We start from the raw sequence: 19,692 nt of genomic DNA on the forward strand, positions 1-19,692 counted from the left end.
AAGTACCGCTTCTAGGGATTTTTATGTTGGTAACGTGCGGTATGTCGATGCTCAGCCGTCGTCTGAAATAGCGGAAATACTGAAACGCTGATTGTAGGAAGGGGCGTGAAACGATCAAAAAAATGGCCGGGATAACCCGGCCATTTTTTATTGGCAGAGTTTTTACATCTTGCCGATGGAGAAGAAGAACGTTTCGCCGGAGCTGTCGTCAACACCGTCGTTGTCGGTTACGGCGTAACCCTTACCGGAAGCATCAACGGTGAAACCTTCGATCTTGTCGGTTACGTAACCATTGGCTGCTTTCAGGTCCGGGATGAAGTCGCGTACCAGCTCTTTTTTCACCAGCGGCAGTTTGCTACCCAGCGGAGCGGGCTTCAGATCGCTCTGCTCCACCTTGTACAGGCGCTTGATCTTCGCATCTTCGCCGATCTGGTTGTCGCGTTCGATGATGTAGATGTCATCTTCATGCGCAGTGATCTCGGACAGGCCAACCCAGCCTTTTGTAGCTGCTTCGGTTGGGTAACGGACAGCGCCCCAGGTGTTGGTCTTCAGGTTGTAGGACACCAGCTTCACAGTGTTCTCCGGGTCGTCCGCCCACTGACGCTGAATAGCGATCCACAGGTTGTCGCCAACCATGGTGATACCTTCAGCACCGAAACGTTTTTCGTGTTTCAGCAGGGCTTCCGGGAAGTTCAGGGTGCGGTCGATCTCACCCTTTGCGTTTACGTGGTAGATCGCGTGTGGGACTGTCTTCTTGGGTTTAACTTCAGAGGCCAACCAGAAACCGCCGTTGCCGTCCAAAGCGATACCTTCCAGATCCAGTTTCTCTGCAGGCTTGCCATCACGGGTGACTGGCAGGGCGCTGGTGATCTTTGCAGGTGTCTGGGTTGCATCGATCGAGAAGATGGTCGGCTGGCTGGAGTAGAAGCTGTCGTTTACAGCGTACAGCTTGCCCGCATCTTTGGCGTCTGCAGTCAGGCCGGACAGTGCACCCCAGCCGATCGGTTCGCCGGCGGCGTTGCGGCCGGATACGATCTGTGGATAGGTTGCTTCTTTGCCGTTCAGCTCGTAAACCATGACGTGTGAACGCGGACCTTTGTCTTCAATCAGGTCTTTTTCGTTGGCGCTGATTAGCAGGTTGCGGGATGGGATCGCTACCGCAGATTCAGGGCCGATGCCGGATGGCAGTAGCTGCATGAACTCTGGTGCGGCACCAGTGTCACGGTATACGCCGATGGCGCCACCGCGCTCTGACAGCACGAAGATGTAGGTGTCTTTACCGAATTTACCAACCGCCAGGCCTTCCGGTTCGTTACCCTTTTTGCCGGAGCGTTTTTCCGGGTAGTGGCCTGCCATGATCACTTCATGCTCGAAGCCCGCACCGGATTCGAACAATACGCGACCATCCTTGTGGAAGATGGTGAAACCACGTGCGCCACCATCCATGTCGCCTTCGTTGGCGGTGACAAAACGATCGTTATCCAGCCATTTGACTGCATCGGGTTCGCGCAGGCGGTTTTCCTGGGTTTTGTTGAAGGTCAGGGCACGGTCTTTTTTCAGGTCAACCATCTTCAGGTCAACGCTACCGGCGGAGAAGTGGTTGACCACCTTGCCGGATTTAGCATCAACGATTACCAGGTGGTTGTTTTCCTGCAGGGTGACAACAATCTCGTTGTTTTCGTTGAAGTCCACGAACTCCGGCTCAGGGTCGCTGCCGCCGATCTCCGCCAGGCCGGTCAGCTCTACACGGCGCATGTCGCTGCAATCAGGTTTGCCGTCTTCCAGAGGCGCAATCACCAGGAAGCCCGCTGGCAGCTGTGGCAGTATGCCGTCGTTCAGGTCTTCGTCACGTTCGTTTTCGATCGCCACGGCAACGTACTTGCCGTCTTTGGACACGGCAACGGAGTCCGGCTGACCACCCAGGTCACAGCGTTTTTCGATCTTTTTGTCGTCCAGGTCGATTGCTGCCAGGAAGCCGCTTGGTTGGGTGTAGCTTACGGAGGTGTTCACGCCTGCCAGTACGTACTCGTTTGTAAAAGCGACCGAGGTCGGCTCGCCTTCCAGCTTCATGAAACCTGCTGCTTCCGGCTCATCGGCATCACTGATATCAATGATGCCCAGGCCTTCCAGTGGGCTGTCAGAGTAAACCAGGGTTTTGCCGTCTTCAGAAACATCGATGATCTCAGCGGAGGTTTCTTCACGGATATCGCTGCCAGCGGGCAGGTTTTTTACAGTGGAGAAGCTTGCAATTCGGTTGAATGACTCTGCCTGGGCACCGGTCGCTACAGCTGCGACCATCACAGCCAAAGCACTGCGGCGGAATGTACGATTTAGCATCGTTTTAACTCCGTAATTTCCATAGGTGTGGTTGAAGGGGGCCTTAACGCTAATGCCACCAGATGACGCCGCTGTTACCTCAACGTTGCAGAAACCAAAATATCAATAACCGTTTATAAGATATGTATTTACGTAAGTTAACCCGCTTTTAACACACGGCTGATGAATGTGGTTTTTATTTTTTCCCTTATGGTGACAATTCGCTGATGGAAATTGCCAAAGCCCATGATGCTCATCCAAAGCGGATGATGAGTATCGCATACGTACATTATTAACTGGGTGAATCCGGCGATCAGAATTGCTCTAAACTAGAATTAAACTGCGTTGTGCCACCGCGCGTGTCGGTGAACCGATGTAGATGGAGTGATGCCACCAGACCTTCCCGAACCCAGGTAACAGGGAGACCTGTTTGCTGGTGGCATGATGCTGTACACGGCAGTATCCATTCCAACTGCTTTCCTTTCGGCTGATGATTATTTGCTGAGGCTGAAGGAGGTTCATATGAAAGAACTACACGTTCGTTCCCTCAGCGGAGAGTTGGTCCGCTTGAGCAGCGAAACACTGGAGGAGTTAAACAGCTCTTTGCGTGGTGACGTTATTGGCCTTGATGACGCGCGCTATGAAGATACCCGTCAAATCTGGAATGCAATGATTGACCGTAAACCGGCGCTGATTGTGCGTTGTACCGGTACGGCCGATGTGATGCAGGCGGTTTCTTTTGCCCGTCAGCTGAATCTGCTGGTATCGGTGAGAGGGGCAGGCCACAACATCGCCGGGAAATCACTTTGTGATGAAGCGATGCTGATCGATCTGAGCAGCATCAACTATGTGCATGTAGACCCTGATCGACGTCGCGCCGTGGCGGGGCCGGGGGCGACGCTTGGGGATCTGGATCACGAAGCACAGCGCTTTGGTTTGGCCGTGCCTGTCGGCATCAACTCAACGACGGGCGTAGGTGGTTTAACACTTGGAGGGGGCTTTGGCTGGTTAAGCCGCTCGCTTGGGCTTTCGGTCGACAATCTGGTTTCGGCAGAAGTGGTTACCGCGCAAGGAGAGCGCTTGCGATGTGATGCGCAAAATCATTCAGACCTGTTCTGGGCGATACGTGGAGGTGGCGGTAACTTCGGGATCGTTACATCCTTCGAATTCAAGGCTCATCCGGTCGGTCCCATGGTGATGGCTGGACCTGCGGTTTTTCCTTTTGATCAGGCCCGTTCGTTATTACAGGCATACCGGGAATTCTGTGCCAGCAGTCCTGAACAGCTTACTACCTGGGCGGTCATCCGCGATGCACCACCGTTGCCGTTCCTGGAACCTCAGTACCATGGCCAGCCTGCTGTGATCATCGTTGCGCTCTACAACGGGCCGATGGAAGAGGGTGAACAGGCGATTGCACCGATCCGGGAACTTGGTCAGCTAATTGCGGATGGCTTTGCTCCTCATCCGTATGTTGGATTCCAGCAGGCGTTTGATCCGCTGCTGACACTGGGCAGCCGTAACTACTGGAAGTCCCATAACTTTGCCGCATTGAGTGATGGTCTGATCGACACACTGGTGGAATACGGTGGCCGACTGCCAAGTCCGCAGTCTGAGATCTTTGTGGCGCAACTCGGCGGTGCCATCAACCGTGTTGCCTCGGATGCAACCGCGTATCCGCATCGGGATGTGGAATATGTCATGAATGTCCATACCCGCTGGGATGAACATGCTGACGACCGGGAGTGTATTGGCTGGGCACGGGAATTCTTTGATGCAACCAAGGCATATGCCACTGGCGGCGTATACGTAAACTTTATCAGCGAAGATGAGGAGCGTGTCGACGGCGCTTACGGGCCAAACTATGCGAAGTTAACCCAGGTGAAATCAACCTACGATCCCGACAACTTTTTCCGTATCAATCAAAACATCATGCCGGGCTAAGTAATCCCTTCACGCGTGGCCGGGCCTGCTGAAAAGCCAGGCCCGGTCCGTTTCACAGGAGCGGTGTGGTACCGTGGATTGTTACGTGTTTGTAACAAAATGATTGTGGTGGCGTGTAATAATCGACCTCCATTTTATTGGCCAGATACTTCCGAATTCTCTCTATGCACTCTATCTCCTGGTTGTCCCTTTGTTGGTGTCTGATCCCCGTGGTGTTGATCAGCACAATCTACTATCACTGGAATGGAAAGCCTTCTGAAGTATTGTTATCCAGTGCCCGTATGGCGTTGCAGTTGGTTGCGGTGGGGTACGTGTTGGTGGTGTTGTTTGCCGAACTGTCCCCTTGGATCACCGGGCTGGTGCTGACCGTTATGATCAGCGCTGCGTCCTGGATTGCGATCAGACCGGTCAGGCAGCAACCTGGCTTCTTACGTCCGGCGTTTACCGCGCTCCTACTCGCTGTGGGGTTTCATCTGGCGATTGCCCTGAAACTCGTGCTGGGGGTTGAGACCTGGTATGAACCCAGCGTGATGATTCCTCTGGCAGGTATGTTTTTTGCCAACAGCATGAATGCGATCAGCCTTGCCGCAGAGCGCTACCATTCTGAACTGCTTGAAGGAAAAGAGGAGAAAGCCGCACGTTTGGCCGCGTTCCATGCAGCGATGATCCCGCAGATAAACAGTTTACTGGCGGTAGGGCTGGTTGCCCTGCCGGGCATGATGACCGGTCAGATCCTGTCCGGTGTTTCGCCGCTGATCGCCGTGCGTTACCAGATCATGATAATGACCATGGCGTTGGGGGCCAGCGGAATGGGCGCTGCGCTGATGCTGTGGCAGTTGGGACGGATCGAGATCCATGCCCGTATCACCAATTCCGCCAAGAAATCCCGTTAATCCTGAACCACCTGGCCGCGATAGATCTTCACGCTGCTTTTGGATTTGCTTGCTGCCTGTATTGTCGGTGCAACAGATTTAACGACTTTTTGGCCGCGGTAGATACAGGTGATGGTCTGAGCGGTATCAGAGACGTCCTCGGTATGTTCTGCTGATTGAGTCGCATCGAGCGTTGATGGAGAGGTATCCGGATGTTGTGCACGGGGAATGTCTGTGGGGGGCGCAAGCGGTTCTGGCGTGCTCACCGGTTCATTCAGATAATCCTGAAATCCCAGCTGCTCAAGCAGCAATGCGGACTCCTCCGGTAGCAGGGTTTCCGGTACCGGAAAGATCAGATCAGGTGAATAGGAGAAGCGGGCATCCTGCAGATAGGACAATGCCATCAGAGCCGACAGGTTGTATTCCCCATTGTACGCGGCCCCAATCAAGCGCCCTTTGTGTAGCACAATCTGCCCGGACCGGTTCTGATCCGTGGCGATAAACAGCGTACCTGTGTTGCCCGTCTCACAGTTGTAGAACAACGTTTTCCAAAGCTCGTAGAGCGGGGAGTCTCTACGTACGCCCACTTTCATGTCCATTGATCTGCCTCGCTGACCTTTAGCTTTGGAGATGGTTGAGCAATTATCAGGCCAGTAGCAGGAACTTCTTTAATGCCTTGTTATAAAAGAGCTTACTGCAAAGCAATGGGCGGGTACGCCCATGACCATGCACTAAGGTGTGCCTCAGGTGGACTGAAATGTAACTGTATGGTGCAGTGCAGAATGAGGTAAAAAGGATTGGAAAGGGTGCCCGGCCGAAGTCATCCATGATACCGGCCGGGCAGGGGTTGAACGGTTAAATCACCAGATCGACCTGTTGCACGGTGCCGCTGCTGCCGTCTTCCCTCAGGAAGAAACTGGAGCCGCGCACCACGCCCTGCAGGTCGTTCTGCTCATTTTTGATCTCAAACGGCGTATGTACCGCACCCAGGTAGATGGCACCAATGCCTTTATCTGCAAGAGAGAAGTACTGGTTGCTGCCGCTGGCGGTTTTTACCCAGATTTTCAGTTCGGTATAGGCGCTGTCACCTTCATCGATAAAGCCGTTGCCATCCTCGTCGTAGGCCGACAGATCAGCAAAGCCGTCACCGCTTTGGGTGCCGAACAACTCGTTGCCGTTGTTTGCACGACCGTCACCGTTCTTATCCAGCATCAGGAACCCGCTGCCTTGTCCGGCAAAGCTGATCTGTTCGTTGCTGCCGTCGCTGTTGATATCAAAGCCGTACTTCTCATCGGTGAGGTGGGCTGCGGGGGCATCAAAATTGATGATCAGGGGGTCGGTCAGTTGAACGCCAGCGGTCAGTACGGTTGAGTCGTAGGTACTGTAGCTGTGTTGCATCTCCATCATCAGGTCAATCTGCAGGCTTTGTCCGTCTGCAGTTTGGATCTCTCCACTTGCGCTGAAGGTGGTGCGCTCGAATTCGCTGTAACTGGTGACGTGTTCGTAGCGCATGCCCATAGGTTGATCAGAGACGTTGTCCTGAAAGTTTTCGAAATTGATATCGAAACTCAGGTTCTGAACGGCGCCTACCTGTACCTGTTTGGCGTTGTTCACGCTGTCGTTGAGTGACCGGCCGTCAAACAGCTCCATCGGTTTGCCGGTCAGGCTGACGAGGATGGCACTCATCAGCGAAAGGCGTGAACTGATCGCCGTGTGGTATTGGGTTACTTCCGCAGACGTAGTTGGTGGGTTGAGGGTAATCATATCGGCCAACGCTGTGCCGGAGAGATCAGCCACCGACCCCGCCTGCCTAAGTGCACTGAGTGGTTGCTGCAGGATTTGGCCGTTGAAGCTGTTCTGGTTGACGTTGGAATCCGCTTCAGCGGTCCGGAGCCGGATGTTGCCGAGGTCTTTGGCTAGCTTGACAGCTTCTTCGGACAAGCTGGTTTTTTCGCCGACGTCGACGGCCTGTGAATGGGCTGTGCCGTCGGGCAAAAAACGTTGTACGACCAGGCTTTCATGTTCCCTATGTGTCTGTTCTTTGGCATGGCTAGTGCTAAAGCTCAAATTGCTGTTGGCAATGATCATCCTTATGCTCCCTGAAACTCGTCCTTAGGCTATCGGCCACTGCTGGTGGAAATTTAGTCAGATAGCATTTTTTCTTGCAGGGCGTGGGAGGCACCTGCCACTCATATGAGTGACAGGTGTACATCGCTAATTAGTTGTCGTGAGAAGGCTGGTGGGATGCCACCAGTTCATCTTGCTGGCGCTGTGGCAGAGGGGCGTAGTGGCTGAATACCATACTGAACTGGCCCTCGCCGCCGGTCAGGGCTTTGAGTCGGGATTGATAGCCATCCATCTCGGCCAGTGGCAGTTGGGCGCTGATCTCAACTTCCTGCTGGGGGCGAACGGTTGTGCCGCTGATCATGCCCCGTTTGGAGGAGATGTCACCGGTAATATCACCCACGTTGTCGCTAGGGGTGATAATGCTGACATCTACGATTGGCTCCAACAGGATCGGGTGAGCTTGCTCAATCGCATCCAGAAACGCCTTCTTACCGGCCGCGACAAACGCGATCTCTTTGGAATCGACCGAGTGATGTTTACCGTCATAGACGGTCACTTCGATGTCCTGTAGTGGGAAACCCGCCAGGGCGCCGCTATCCAGCACCTGATGGATACCCTTTTCAACAGCCGGGATGAACTGGCTGGGGATGGAGCCACCTACCACTTTGTTCACAAAGCGGAAGCCAGCACCGCGCTCCAATGGGGTGATACGAAGGAACACTTCGCCGAATTGGCCTGCCCCCCCGGTCTGTTTTTTATGCCGACAATGGCCTTCGGCCGGTGTGGTGATGGTCTCACGATAGGCGATGCTGGGCGGGTGGGTATCGACCTGCAGGTTATATTGCTCCTGCATCCGCTCGAGGATGATCTTCAGGTGCAACTCGCCAGAACCGTAGAGCACGGTTTCGTTCTGCGACGCCCGGTGCTCAATCAGGATGCCCGGGTCTTCGGAGGCCAGTTTGTGCAGGGCATCCGAAAGTTTCTGCTCGTCACCGCGGCGGGTGGTGCTGATGGCCAGTCCACACATCGGCAGTGGGCGTTCAACCATGCGCAGGTGATAGTCATCCTCTTCGTGGTTGTCGTGCAGCACCGCATCAAACTCCAGTTCGTCGATCTTGGCAATGGCGCACAGATCACCCGGTGTGGCAGAGCTTATCTCGGTGTGCTCTTTGCCTTGCAGCTTGATCAGGTGGCTTACCTTGAACGGCTTGCGGCTGTCACCGATAAACAGTTGGCTGCCGGTTTTTACCGTGCCCTGATAGATACGGAACAGACCGATACGGCCCATATACGGGTCCACAGAAACCTTAAACACGTGGGCAACCACATGGGCATCTGGATCCGGTTCGACCCTGACTGGTTCAGCGTCAGGGCCCTCACCCTTTAAAAACTGCGGTGGATTGGTTTCCATCGGGTTGGGCATCAGCTGGGTGAGTACCTCAAGCAGTTGCGGAACACCTGCGCCGGATTGGGCGGATACGAAACACACCGGAATCAGATGACCTTCGCGCAGGGCTTGCTCAAACGGTTCATGCAGCTGCTCAGGCGAGAGTTCTTCCCCCTGTTCCAGGTACAGCTGCATCAGCTCTTCGTCCATCTCGACTACCTGATCCACGATGGTGTCGTGTACCTCCTGAACATCGGAGAAGGCGGTCGCGGCATCGCCGTGCTGGAAGAAGCAGTCAACAACAGACTGGCCGTCGGCCGCAGGCAGGTTCAGCGGTAGACATTCATCACCAAAACGTTCCTGCATCTCGCTTAGCAGGTCGGCGCACTGCACGGCAGGCCCGTCGGTTTTATTAACGATGATCATGCAGGGGCGTTCGGCCTCCTTGCTCTTTTCAACCATCAATTGGGTGACCTGTTCGATGCCGGTGTGAGCGTTGACCACAATGGCGACACTGTCTGCGGCAGGCAGAATACTCAGGGTGCGCCCCATCAGTTCCGGGTATCCGGGGGTGTCGAGCAGGTTAACGTGGTGGTTGTCGTGGTCGAAGCTGCAGAGGCTGACGTCGATACTGTGTTGCAGGGCTTTTTCTTGAGGGGTGTAGTCGGAGAGAGTGGTACCGCATTCGATGTTGCCGGGGACGTTGATGGCGCCGGAGTGGTAAAGCAGACTTTCGATCAGTGTGGTTTTACCGCTTCCGGCGTGGCCGACAATCGCCACGTTGCGGATGTTCTCTGTGCTGAATCTGGGCATGGGAAACCTCCATTAAGCCGTTCAGATTAGAGCGTCTGCCAGTGACGGAGGGTACGCAGTTTCATCCTGAAGCTGCACTTGGGCCGGTAGCGCAGACGGAAAATCTGGGATGATCTCCCTTGTAGTATTGGAGAGAAATGGGTGAAGAGCCAGATCAGAGTTTCTCGATCTTATCGCCCACCCGAATCAGCCCCGACTTGGTGATACGTGCACAGAAACCGCCGTAACCCAACATCGCCGCCACGGCTCCTTCGCCGAGTGCGGTTTCCATACGGGAGCAAGGATGGCAGTGGGCGGTGGTAATAAACTCCGCTTCACCAATACGGAACGGCTGGTGGCGCAGGGCGTAGAGGTTAATACCGGATACCAGCAGGTTTCGGCGCAACAGCTCGACAGGAACCTCGGATCTGCCCAGAAACCGGGCAATGACCGGCAGGTGTTCCTGGCAGATCAGCGTTACCTGACGGCCCGAACCCGGTGTGCCCTGACAACGGCGGTCACCTTCCAGCCCCAGTCCTTCCAGCGCCATGACCTGGTCAACGGTCTGCACCGGTTCTTTCCGGGCAGGGCGCAAGCCGATCCACTCCAGCGTGCCGGCGGGCAGGTTTTCGGTAAATCGGGCGATCAGTCGACCTTGGGTGTTCATTGCATTTGTCCTCAACAGCGATGACTCCATGCTAGTACATCATGTTAGGTCCCGAATAGCCCGATGGTGCGGATCGACTATGCTTTGGAGTACCCATAACGCTAATCAGCAAAAGAGGTGATCGATCATGACAACTGCAACAGGTGGTCGAATCCGGATCGTGATTATTCCGGGGAGTGTACGGGACGGAAATTTCACCGACAAAGCCGTCGCCCTGGTCGCGGATGAGATATCCAGGTACGGCGATGTGGAGTTAGAAGTGATCGATATGCAGGCGCTGGAGTTGCCACTGCCAGGCAAGGAGGGTGATCTGGCAACGCTGAAGCATTTTCGCGATACGGTCTCTTCTGCAACCGGTGTGATCTTCGCAACGCCGGAATACCACGGCTCATTCAGTGCCCTGACCAAACTGGCGATTGAGAACTTGGGCTTTCCATCCGTATTAGCCGGTAAGCCGGTGGCGTTGTTGGGTGTGGCTGCCGGTGCGATTGGTGCAATCAAATCACTGGAACAGCTGCGTGGTGTCTGCTCCCATGTGGGAGCTATTGTATTGCCTGCACCGGTGTCCGTGGCAGGTGTTCAGCGGGTGTTTGACGAGCAGGGTAACTGTATCGATGAGATGATCGATAAGCGCATACGCCATGTGGCAACCAACCTGATCGACTATATCAACGACCATATCTGCCCGGGAATAGGCTTGGAAGAGATCGTACGTACCTCCGACCACTAGGGAAGGCAATACTCCCGGCCTATACTTTCAGTAATCGATAGCGTCTGTCTGATGCCCCGCACGCTGTCGGTCAGGTTGAATCCACGGGGATTCAGACAATTCACGCATATCAACTGACTGCGCTGTTACAGGTCGACAATAGGGGCAGATGTTATGCACAACTACCAAACCACAACTACCTCTCTGATGCTGGCATTCGCACTCATGTTATGGGTGCCGGTATCCCACGCTGACAGTCTCTCCCAACCCTCTTTGTACGAACGTTTAGGCGGCTCTTACGCCATTGCTACCGTTGTTGATGACTTTATCGAACGCCTGCTGGTGAACGATGAACTCAATGCTAATCCGGCAGTAAAGGCGTCACGTGACAGGGTGCCCAAAGCGGGGCTCAAGTTTATGGTGACCCTTATGGTCTGTGAGGTAACCGGCGGTCCGGAAAGATACACCGGCCGTAACATGAAGGATGCCCACGCCCACCTGAATATCTCGGCTGCTGAATGGGATGTGATGGTGGCGGAGTTCAAAAAGTCTCTGGCTAAATTTAACGTACCGCAGAAAGAGCAGGACGAACTGCTGAATATTGTTTCCACTACAAAAGCCGATATCGTCTTTGCGGGGCAATGATAAACACGCCACTGCTTGTGTCGACAGGGGCGGGCAGTGGCCACAATCACTTGGCGTTTCAGATCTATCCTCAATGGTTGCACGGTGCGCGGGCATGTAAAAAACGTGTCAGCGTTTCTGCCATCTGATAAAATCGCGCGTCTCGAATTTCCAGACTGTCCGTGAGTGAAATGGGCGGTCTTCCTGATCCACAGAACACAGGACAGTTTGAACATGAGCCTTGCCGATAAAGTACTGGCAGTAAATAACGATCTGCCAATCCGTACCGATCTGCCGGTACACAGTGGAAAAGTGCGTTCCGTTTACTGGCTGACAAAAGAGGACAGCCGTCGCCTGATCAAAGAGAAAGGCTACAACGTTCACGCAGATACCGAGCTGGCCGTGATGGTGATCAGCGACCGTATCTCAGCGTTTGAGTGCATCTGGACCGGCGAAGGCGGCATGCAGGGCGTTCCGGGCAAAGGTGCGGCGCTGAATGCGATCTCTAACCACTGGTTCAAACTGTTTCGCGAGCAGGGCCTGGCCGATAGCCACATTCTGGACATCCCGCACCCGCTGGTATGGATCGTACAGAAAGCTCAGCCTGTGATGATCGAAGCGATCTGCCGTCAGTACATCACAGGGTCCATGTGGCGCGCGTATGCTAAAGGCGAGCGTTCTTTCTGTGGTATCGAAATTGCGGATGATCTGCAAAAGGATCAGAAGCTGCCTGAACTGCTGATCACGCCGTCCACCAAGGGTATTCTGAAAGGTGTACCGGGTGTACCGGAAGTTGATGATGTGAACATCACCCGTGATGACATCATCAACAACCACGAAGCGTTCCGCTTCAAATCTCCAGACGACATCGCACTGTACGAGAAGCTGCTGAAAGAGGGCTTTGACGTTATCAGTGCAGAGCTGGAGAAGATCGATCAGGTATTCGTGGATACCAAGTTTGAGTTCGGTTACGTGACAGATGCCGAAGGAAACGAAAAGCTGATCTACATGGACGAAGTGGGTACGCCTGACTCCTCCCGCATCTGGGACGGTCCTTCTTACCGTGAAGGCAAAGTAGTCGAGAACTCGAAAGAGGTCTTCCGTCAGGAACTGCTGAACTTCTTCCCGGATTCCGACATTTTGGTCAACAAAGACCGCATGGAAGAGCGTTACGCACTGGCACGTGACAACGAGCTGCCTGCTGCACTGATCCAGAAAGTATCCGATACCTACGTGGGTATCGCTGAGAAGATCATCGGTGAAAAGCTGCCGCAGTCTGATAATCCGAAAGCTGAGATTATCGAGATCCTGCGCGACCAGTACGGTCTGATAGCATAAAACATATCGTTAAGAAAAAGCGCCCGATTCGAGAGAATCCGGCGCTTTTTTTGTGCCTGTTTGTGGGAGTGTGTTGGGCATCGCTTTGCGATGGCCAACCTACGGATAGATACGTTGTAGGTTAGTCATCGCGCAGCGATGCCTAACAGGAGAATTATGTCCTGCGAATTATCGAACGCCATGATTCTTTGAACGGCTGCAGATAAAGTGTTTTTAAGCTCTGCTCATTCGGCTCTACCTTTTTTGAAACGCCAAATTCCAGCTTGGTATCCGGTTCGGACAGATGCAGGCTGCCGCCAATCCAGTCCCAGATCGCCAGTATGGCGCCAAAGTTCTTGTCAAAATGGCGGGGCAGGGTGGAGTGGTGGATCTGGTGTTGTGCCGGTGAGATCAGGATGCGCTCCAGCCATTTCCAGTAGAAGATCGGTACATGGGAGTGGCGCAGGTTGGAGCCAGTAATGTTAAAGAAAAAGACCGCCACGTTTACCCCCAGCACGGTAACTAGGTCTACCCGGTCGCCGAACAGATAGAGGAAAGTGCCGATGCTGATCGCCTGCACCAGAATGCTACGCAGGGTAAACAGCAGACCTTCCACCGGATGGGTACGCAGCACGGTAAATGGTGTCATGGTGCGTGCGCTGTGGTGCACCTTGTGAAATGCCCAGAGGACGGGCCAGCGGTGCATCAGCATATGCAGGAAGTAGCGGGCAAAGTCATCCAGCAGGAAAAGAAACAAGGTAAAACAGATCGGGACCGCCCAGTCAGGCAGAAGGCTGCCCGGCGCCGGTGGAAAACCGATAACGGCGTAGAGCTGCTGGAAGATCAGGGTGGCCAGCGCAATTTTGGTGATCAACAACGGCACGACTGCGAGTAGGATCGCTTTGTTAATCAGCAGGACCTTGTAGTCGGCTTTTGCAGATTCCGACCACCAGATGCGCGGTGAGAGCAGGTCGTTGGTTATCTGCACCAGAGACCGGTTTGAGCGCCATTTAAGCCACACCGCACCGATCAGCAGTGCCAGCAGCACATAGCCGTAGAAAACCCGTTTGCGGGGATTGAGCACGGTCTCATAGATGCTGGTATAGAGGTCGGTAACGTATTCTGTCAGTAGTGTGTCCATCGGCGGGATAGTATCAGAAAGCGCTTGGGTGCAGATTGATTTTTGTCTGCTCTAAAAACAGAAAAACCAGCTATACCAAAGGACAGATCCTGGTATAGCTGGTTTCATCCATGACAGGCACCCACCGGAGCAGGTGCTGTATCAGGTCGTCTTAGTCGTTTTCAGCTTCAGCAGCCTGTTCGCCCAGCTTCTTAACCAGGTCGTCGATGCTAGCCAGGGCATCGTTACCGCGAGACTGGACATCGAAAGTGTCTGCCATCAGCTTCTGGACTTTCAACATGTTCAGCGCGTACTCATCCAGGGAGATAGTGTTGCTCTGTACGTAGTCGCCGTTAGCGTCGATGCCGGTTACCTGAGTGTTACCCAGCATCACAGGGCTGAAGCCGATCAGACGGTTCAACTGCACGCCAGTTGCGCCCAGATCTTTACCGCTAACCTGCAGAGCCATTGCGAAACCTTTCAGCTCACCCCAGTGCTTAGCGTATGTACGCATTACTTTGCTGACATCACCTTTGTTATCCAGAGCATCGTTCAGCTGCTGGATGTCTTTGTAGGTAGAGCCAGCGTATTTGAATACCGCTTCAGCGATTACTTTTTCCCAGTTCTCTGCGATAACTGCAGCGTAACCTTTCAGTTTCGCACGCTGTTCATCGGTCAGTTTCTCGCCGTTTGCATCAGCGATCAGCTGACGGCCGTCGATGAATGCTTCAGTGATAGTGTGCAGGTAGTTGGTTTTACCGCTCTTATCTGCCGCTGCTGCGTAGTATGCGTGGGAGAATACCATCTCATCGTACAGGCTTACTTTGCCGTCTTTGTCGGCATCAGCCAGAGCCAGCGCTTCGTCTTTGCGTTTAGCAATGCTGTAAGCATCTTTCGCGCTCAGAGACAGAGTGTGCGCTGGGGTACCGAAGTAACCGAATGCTTCATCCCATACGTGTTCTTTACCGGTGTATGGCTTGCCGTCTTTGTACGCTTTGTTGTTTGGCTTAGTGTCGGCTTCCAGTTTCTCATCCAGGTAGTTGTCGATTGCCTGGTTGTAGAAAACAGCACCCATAGCGAACTTGGTGATCAGCTGTGGGTAGTCCATGCCGTTTACTTTGTCGTAGCCTTTGTCTGCGGCAGACGCTTTGTCGATCATGAATGCCAGTACTTCAGCACCGGTCATGTTGCCAGGCCAGGAGGTTACAGCGCCTTTGTACGCTTTACCTGCCAGGTTTTTGCCTTTGGACAGGTCATCTACTTTGCTTTCAGCAACAACAAACTTGCCTTTGGAAGTAGGAGCGATGATATCGCGACCCGCTTCTTTGCCTTCGAAGTAGGCCAGCATCTGAGCTTTCAGTTCAGCGTTTGCTTCGCCGTTACCTTTAGCTGCCAGTTTTTTCAGGGAGTCGTTCAGGATGTGGCGTGCAATCTGACCCGTGTAAGCCACAGAGTGCTCAGCGTTGCCTTTGTAGTTCTTAACAGTTACCGGAAAGTCAGCGTAAACCTTGTCCGCTGCCTGTGCAGTCATACCAAAAGTCGCCAGAGAAGCCAGCGCTACCGCAGATACGATTTTTTTCAGTTTCACGTTTTACAACCCTACTTGAATGTGGACTGGTGCCACCTGCAACCCCTAGTGCAGGCGGCCCTACAAAATTTGACGGTTAAGCTATCATAAGTTTTTTGAGAATGCTACTGAGAATATTTCCCATTTGCCTAATGAGAACAATCCGCATGTTTGTTTCATTGTCTTGGATCAATATTTATAAGTTTTTGGGGTTGTAAGGGGGAGTGAGAGCGAAGGGGGGGGCTGAAGGGAAGGCTGGCAGGCGCCAGACACAAAAAAACATGCACCCCGGAAGGTGCATGTTTGAGAGGACTCAAGTGGAGTTCAGATTAAACTTCGTCGCGGCCCAGGGAGCGCAGCAGTTCGTTTACTTTGCCTTTGCCACCTACAGACTCGTAGAACTTAGGCCATACAGCTTCCTGAGCACGTTTAGCCCACTCAGCTTCGTCCTGCAGAGTGTCGATCTGCATGCCGTATTTGCTTACCAGTTCTTTCTTGATGGATGCTTCCTGGTCTTTCAGCCACTGCAGGCTGTAAGCGGTCGCTTCGTTACCTGCTTCCAGAATCGCTTTCTGGGTTGCTGCATCCTGATCCTGGAACAGGGATTCAGAGATGATCAGCGGCTCCAGCAGGAACAGGTAGTGCAGGTCGGTGATGTACTTCTGAACTTCACCGAACTTCATTGCGTAGATAGTGGTGTATGGAGTGTCCTGACCGTCTACAACACCCTGCTGCAGAGCGGTGAAGGTTTCGGACCAAGCCATTGGCGTTGGGTTGTTGCCCCAGGACTTGTAAGTGTCGATCATGATTTCGTTCTTAGGAACACGAACCACGACACCGTCCAGGTCAGCCAGTTTCTGAATTGGCTTCTTAGAGTTACTCAGGACACGGAAACCGGAGTAGGTCCAGCCCAGGATACGTACACCAGAGTCACGTACAGTGTTTTGAATGAGCTCTTCACCTACAGGACCTTCAACAGTTTTCTGTGCCTGGTCCAGGTTTTCGAAGATGTAAGGCAGAGAAAGGATACCCAGCGTTGGGGAGAATGGTGCCAGGTTGTTACTTGCCAGGATGGAGAAATCCAGAGTACCCAGTGCTGCGTCGTTTACGGTGTCCTGCTCGGAACCGAGCTGGCCGTTCAGGAACAGTTTTGCGGAGTGTTTGCCACCGGTTTTTTCTTCCAGTGCTTCGATGAATTTCAGACCCAGGGCTTCCTGGGCACTGCCACCACCGTCGCCTACAGCGATGTTCCAGTTTGCAGCCATCGCGCTTGCTGAGAACATCAAGCCTGCAGTCAGAGAAAGAACCGATTTAAATTTCGAGCTGTTAGTCATTTTGAACTCCCGTTCGTTGGCCTTATTTGTCTTATGTCCGTCCATAAGATCAAACGCCTTTTTATTTTTGTTGTTGCCGTGGCCCGGTCACTCACGCCCGTTTCTTACCGGTCGACGATTTACATACTCACTGCTGTTGGGATGGATTTTTAGGGCCAGTTTGGCTGGCCCAATAGGACCAGATGCTTGTGCTCTAAATTGGTGAAATATCCTTGATAATTAGAGGCTTATGCGTAGTTTTGTCGCTTTGGTCGCAGTCCTGCTTGAACCTTTTTAGGGCGTCAGGTAGTGCCTGGCCCAATGCTAGTGCAGGCCTGATATACAGGCGTTTCTTAGTTTTTATAAGGGGATTTATGGGGAGATTTTTGTTAAAGGGTATCAAACAGGAATTTCGTGGAATGGGTCGGGTATTTGTGTGAACTAAGATAAGGAGTACCGGTTCAAAAAGTACCGAGTGGTTCTATCGGGCACAATAATAAGACTAATTGGGAAGCAACAATGGACACATACAATAAGCTGGTTGGCGTCTCGTTGGGGGCGTTGCTTTTGGGAATGGGGGCGTTAGCTCATGCTGATGGAGACCAGGTCGTGATACCGGCGGGTGCCTTCAATATGGGCTGTTCGCTCAATGATGCAGATTGTGAGCGGGACGAAGGTGCTCAGGGTGGTGCCGAAGTGCATGTGCCCGAATTCAAAATCGATACCCACGAGGTATCCGTGGCGGAGTACAACCTCTGTATCGATACCGGAAAGTGTGAGCGGCCAAAAGATCACCAGCGCAACAAGTACTGCAACATTGGTGCGACCGGGCGTGACCAGCATCCGGCAAACTGTGTCGATTGGCAGCAGGCGCTGGATTACTGTCAATGGAAGGGCGGGCGTCTTCCCTATGAGGCCGAGTGGGAGAAGGCGGCTCGAGCCGAAACCCGCTCCCGCTATCCTTGGGGCGAGCAGGCAACCTGTAAGCATGCCATCCTGGACGACGGGGTGACCATGGGTTCAGTTCCCAACGAACCGGATGGCTGTGGCGAGGACCGCACCTGGCCAAGGGGCAGTCACAAAGCCAATGCATATGGTCTCTACGATATGCATGGTAACGCCGGTGAGTGGACCATGAACTGGTACGACCGCAACGGTATCAGTCGCTATGCAGGTGGTGATCTGAAAGGACCTGAAAGTGGGCGTCAACGTGTGGTGAGAGGTGGCTCCTGGGATGAGAACCGGCCAAACCTGCGCAGCTCATTCCGCAACGTGAAGCCGCCGGTGAGCGGGCGTTCCATCTACGGTTCTATCGGTTTCCGCTGCGCTTACGATATGTAGACCGCGAGGAAGTCGTTGAGTAGAGGGGCTATCAGATAGCCCCTTCTTGCATGGGTTCTTGCTTACGCCTGGAACGCTGCGTCCAGCAGGGTGCGGGTGTACTCGTGTTTTGGTTTGGCAAATATCTCGGCTGCGTCGCCACTTTCCATCACATCACCGTGCTGCATCACCAGCAGTTTATGACTTAAGGCTTTAACCACCGCCAGGTCGTGGCTGATAAAGATGTAGCTGAGGTTATGCTTGGCTTGCAGTTCGCGCAGCAGTTCGACGATCTGTTTCTGCACGGTACGGTCCAGTGCTGACGTTGGCTCGTCGAGAATGATCAGCTCCGGCTTCAGGATCAGGGCGCGGGCGATACAGATACGCTGGCGTTGACCGCCGGAGAACTCGTGAGGATAGCGATGACGGGTATCCGGATCGAGTCCAACCTCCCGCATCACGTCGATGATCATCTGATCACGCGCTTCCTTGTCGCCGATATCGTGCACTCCCAATCCTTCAGCAATACACTCAGAAACCGACATGCGCGGGCTCAGGCTGCCGAATGGGTCCTGGAAGACCACCTGCATACGGCGTCGCAGCGGTTTGACCTGTTTCTGGTTCATCCCGGCGATATTGATGCCGTCAAAATGGATTCCGCCTTCACAACCAATAAGCCGTAGTAGGGCGAGACCCAGAGTGGTTTTACCTGAACCGGATTCACCTACGATTCCGAGGGTTTCGCCCTGTTTGACCTCGATTGAGATCTCATTTACCGCTTTGACATGGTCAACGGTACGTTTGAAGAAACCCTTCTTAATCGGGAACCAGACCTTGAGTTTGTCGGTGCTGATCAACACTTCGGGTTGGGCAGGCAGGGGCGCTGGTTCGCCGCTTGGCTCAGCCGCCAGCAGTGCACGGGTGTAGTCATGTTTCGGTGCGGCGAACAGAGCTTGGCAATCGTTGGTTTCCACCAGTTCGCCGCGATACATCACACACACTTCGTGGGCGTAACGTTTTACGATATTCAGGTCGTGGGTGATCAGCAGGATGGCCATCCCCAGCTTTTGCTGCAGCTCTTGTAACAGCTGCAGGATCTGCTCCTGGATGGTGACATCTAATGCAGTGGTCGGCTCGTCGGCGATCAGCAGCTCAGGATCGTTTGCCAGTGCCATAGCGATCATGACACGCTGGCGTTGTCCGCCGGACAGCTCATGGGGATAAGCGCTGAGGCGGCTCTCCGGGTTAGGGATACCCACTAGATCCAACAGCTCGATAATACGCTCCCGTACCTGCTTGCCGCCGTTGGTGGTGTGTAGCAGCAAGACCTCGCCAATCTGTTTCTCTACGGTATGCAGTGGGTTTAGGGAGGTCATCGGTTCCTGGAAGATGATACCAATGCGGTTGCCACGCAGATGACGCATGGCACTCTCATCCAGCTGCATGAGGTCCTGGCCGTCGTAATGGATTTCGCCGCTCGGGTGGCTGGCCTTGGGATAAGGCAGCAAACGCAGGATCGAGAGCGCGCTGACGGATTTACCTGAACCTGATTCACCCACCAGGGCCATGGTTTTGCCCTTGGGAATGTCAAAACTCACGCCCTTGACCGCTTCCACTTCGGCACCATTCTGGCCGAAGTTCACCGACAGGTTTTTTACGCTGATCAGTTTCTCGCTCATG

15 protein-coding genes are annotated in these 19,692 nt (G+C 53.7%); 6 read left to right on the forward strand and 9 right to left on the reverse strand.

Translation table 11 applies throughout. The features are described 5' to 3' along the window. Positions 1-162 precede the first annotated feature (162 nt). On the reverse strand, positions 163-2,337 hold the full coding sequence (locus tag ACEQ15_RS00820) for an esterase-like activity of phytase family protein (RefSeq protein WP_370277064.1): 2,175 nt from the start codon (positions 2,335-2,337) through the stop codon (positions 163-165). 501 nt (positions 2,338-2,838) lie between these two features. Here ACEQ15_RS00820 and ACEQ15_RS00825 point away from each other — a divergent pair. Together ACEQ15_RS00825 and ACEQ15_RS00830 are read left to right on the forward strand one after the other, a co-directional pair. After that, positions 2,839-4,257, forward strand: a complete 1,419-nt coding sequence (locus ACEQ15_RS00825) for an FAD-binding oxidoreductase (protein ID WP_370277065.1) — start codon at positions 2,839-2,841, stop codon at positions 4,255-4,257. Positions 4,258-4,421: 164 nt separating this feature from the next. Next, positions 4,422-5,150, forward strand: coding sequence for an ABC transporter permease (locus ACEQ15_RS00830; RefSeq protein ID WP_370277067.1), 729 nt, complete (start codon positions 4,422-4,424; stop codon positions 5,148-5,150). On the opposite strand, the gene ACEQ15_RS00835 is transcribed toward ACEQ15_RS00830, so the two are convergent. The 4 genes from ACEQ15_RS00835 to ACEQ15_RS00850 form a co-directional block, all read right to left on the reverse strand. Beyond that, positions 5,147-5,728, reverse strand: coding sequence for a hypothetical protein (locus ACEQ15_RS00835; RefSeq protein ID WP_370277069.1), 582 nt, complete (start codon positions 5,726-5,728; stop codon positions 5,147-5,149). The genes ACEQ15_RS00830 and ACEQ15_RS00835 overlap by 4 nt on opposite strands. 256 nt (positions 5,729-5,984) lie before the next feature. Next, complete coding sequence (locus ACEQ15_RS00840; RefSeq protein ID WP_370277070.1) at positions 5,985-7,217, reverse strand: hypothetical protein; 1,233 nt, start codon at positions 7,215-7,217, stop codon at positions 5,985-5,987. A 130-nt stretch (positions 7,218-7,347) separates the two neighbouring features. Then, positions 7,348-9,396 (reverse strand): elongation factor G, encoded by a 2,049-nt coding sequence (fusA, locus tag ACEQ15_RS00845; RefSeq protein ID WP_370277071.1) that lies wholly within the window; start codon positions 9,394-9,396, stop codon positions 7,348-7,350. Positions 9,397-9,550: 154 nt separating this feature from the next. After that, positions 9,551-10,042: an MOSC domain-containing protein gene (locus ACEQ15_RS00850; RefSeq protein WP_370277072.1), complete on the reverse strand. Its 492-nt coding sequence runs from the start codon at positions 10,040-10,042 to the stop codon at positions 9,551-9,553. 127 nt (positions 10,043-10,169) lie between these two features. Here ACEQ15_RS00850 and ACEQ15_RS00855 point away from each other — a divergent pair, with 127 nt between their 5' ends. From ACEQ15_RS00855 to ACEQ15_RS00865, 3 genes are all read left to right on the forward strand, one after another. Beyond that, a complete protein-coding gene (locus tag ACEQ15_RS00855) occupies positions 10,170-10,772 on the forward strand; it encodes an NADPH-dependent FMN reductase (protein WP_370277073.1) in 603 nt (200 codons plus the stop codon). A 153-nt stretch (positions 10,773-10,925) separates the two neighbouring features. Then, positions 10,926-11,396 (forward strand): group 1 truncated hemoglobin, encoded by a 471-nt coding sequence (locus ACEQ15_RS00860; RefSeq protein WP_370277074.1) that lies wholly within the window; start codon positions 10,926-10,928, stop codon positions 11,394-11,396. Positions 11,397-11,609: 213 nt separating this feature from the next. Continuing rightward, positions 11,610-12,713, forward strand: a complete 1,104-nt coding sequence (locus ACEQ15_RS00865; RefSeq protein ID WP_370277075.1) for a phosphoribosylaminoimidazolesuccinocarboxamide synthase — start codon at positions 11,610-11,612, stop codon at positions 12,711-12,713. A gap of 154 nt (positions 12,714-12,867) precedes the next feature. On the opposite strand, the gene ACEQ15_RS00870 is transcribed toward ACEQ15_RS00865, so the two are convergent. The 3 genes from ACEQ15_RS00870 to ACEQ15_RS00880 form a co-directional block, all read right to left on the reverse strand. Beyond that, the gene (locus ACEQ15_RS00870; protein ID WP_370277076.1) at positions 12,868-13,833 is read right to left on the reverse strand and encodes a sterol desaturase family protein; all 966 of its coding nucleotides are present in this window, start codon (positions 13,831-13,833) and stop codon (positions 12,868-12,870) included. Between the two features lie 151 nt (positions 13,834-13,984). Beyond that, positions 13,985-15,400 (reverse strand): DUF4856 domain-containing protein, encoded by a 1,416-nt coding sequence (locus ACEQ15_RS00875; RefSeq protein ID WP_370277077.1) that lies wholly within the window; start codon positions 15,398-15,400, stop codon positions 13,985-13,987. A 308-nt stretch (positions 15,401-15,708) separates the two neighbouring features. Beyond that, positions 15,709-16,713, reverse strand: a complete 1,005-nt coding sequence (locus ACEQ15_RS00880; protein WP_370277078.1) for a TRAP transporter substrate-binding protein — start codon at positions 16,711-16,713, stop codon at positions 15,709-15,711. A 498-nt stretch (positions 16,714-17,211) separates the two neighbouring features. Between ACEQ15_RS00880 and ACEQ15_RS00885 the strand changes: the two genes are divergently transcribed. Continuing rightward, the gene (locus ACEQ15_RS00885) at positions 17,212-18,033 is read left to right on the forward strand and encodes a formylglycine-generating enzyme family protein (protein ID WP_370277079.1); all 822 of its coding nucleotides are present in this window, start codon (positions 17,212-17,214) and stop codon (positions 18,031-18,033) included. A 62-nt stretch (positions 18,034-18,095) separates the two neighbouring features. Here ACEQ15_RS00885 and ACEQ15_RS00890 read toward each other — a convergent pair whose 3' ends face one another. Beyond that, complete coding sequence (locus ACEQ15_RS00890; protein WP_370277080.1) at positions 18,096-19,691, reverse strand: ABC transporter ATP-binding protein; 1,596 nt, start codon at positions 19,689-19,691, stop codon at positions 18,096-18,098. Between the last annotated feature and the right edge of the window lies 1 nt (position 19,692).

It is taken from the genome of Pontibacterium sp. (assembly GCF_964228735.1).
Classification (GTDB): Bacteria; Pseudomonadota; Gammaproteobacteria; order Pseudomonadales; family Balneatricaceae; genus Pontibacterium.

Bases quoted from the DNA above. Each gene is read 5' to 3' on its own strand.
- ACEQ15_RS00835 (WP_370277069.1), bottom strand. From the start codon at position 5,728: ATGGACATGAAAGTGGGCGTACGTAGAGACTCCCCGCTCTACGAGCTT.
- ACEQ15_RS00880 (WP_370277078.1), bottom strand. From the start codon at position 16,713: ATGACTAACAGCTCGAAATTTAAATCGGTTCTTTCTCTGACTGCAGGC.
- fusA (WP_370277071.1), bottom strand. From the start codon at position 9,396: ATGCCCAGATTCAGCACAGAGAACATCCGCAACGTGGCGATTGTCGGC.
- ACEQ15_RS00890 (WP_370277080.1), bottom strand. From the start codon at position 19,691: ATGAGCGAGAAACTGATCAGCGTAAAAAACCTGTCGGTGAACTTCGGC.
- ACEQ15_RS00825 (WP_370277065.1), top strand. From the start codon at position 2,839: ATGAAAGAACTACACGTTCGTTCCCTCAGCGGAGAGTTGGTCCGCTTG.
- ACEQ15_RS00860 (WP_370277074.1), top strand. From the start codon at position 10,926: ATGCACAACTACCAAACCACAACTACCTCTCTGATGCTGGCATTCGCA.
- ACEQ15_RS00850 (WP_370277072.1), bottom strand. From the start codon at position 10,042: ATGAACACCCAAGGTCGACTGATCGCCCGATTTACCGAAAACCTGCCC.
- ACEQ15_RS00830 (WP_370277067.1), top strand. From the start codon at position 4,422: ATGCACTCTATCTCCTGGTTGTCCCTTTGTTGGTGTCTGATCCCCGTG.
- ACEQ15_RS00865 (WP_370277075.1), top strand. From the start codon at position 11,610: ATGAGCCTTGCCGATAAAGTACTGGCAGTAAATAACGATCTGCCAATC.
- ACEQ15_RS00885 (WP_370277079.1), top strand. From the start codon at position 17,212: ATGGACACATACAATAAGCTGGTTGGCGTCTCGTTGGGGGCGTTGCTT.
- ACEQ15_RS00820 (WP_370277064.1), bottom strand. From the start codon at position 2,337: ATGCTAAATCGTACATTCCGCCGCAGTGCTTTGGCTGTGATGGTCGCA.
- ACEQ15_RS00870 (WP_370277076.1), bottom strand. From the start codon at position 13,833: ATGGACACACTACTGACAGAATACGTTACCGACCTCTATACCAGCATC.
- ACEQ15_RS00840 (WP_370277070.1), bottom strand. From the start codon at position 7,217: ATGATCATTGCCAACAGCAATTTGAGCTTTAGCACTAGCCATGCCAAA.
- ACEQ15_RS00855 (WP_370277073.1), top strand. From the start codon at position 10,170: ATGACAACTGCAACAGGTGGTCGAATCCGGATCGTGATTATTCCGGGG.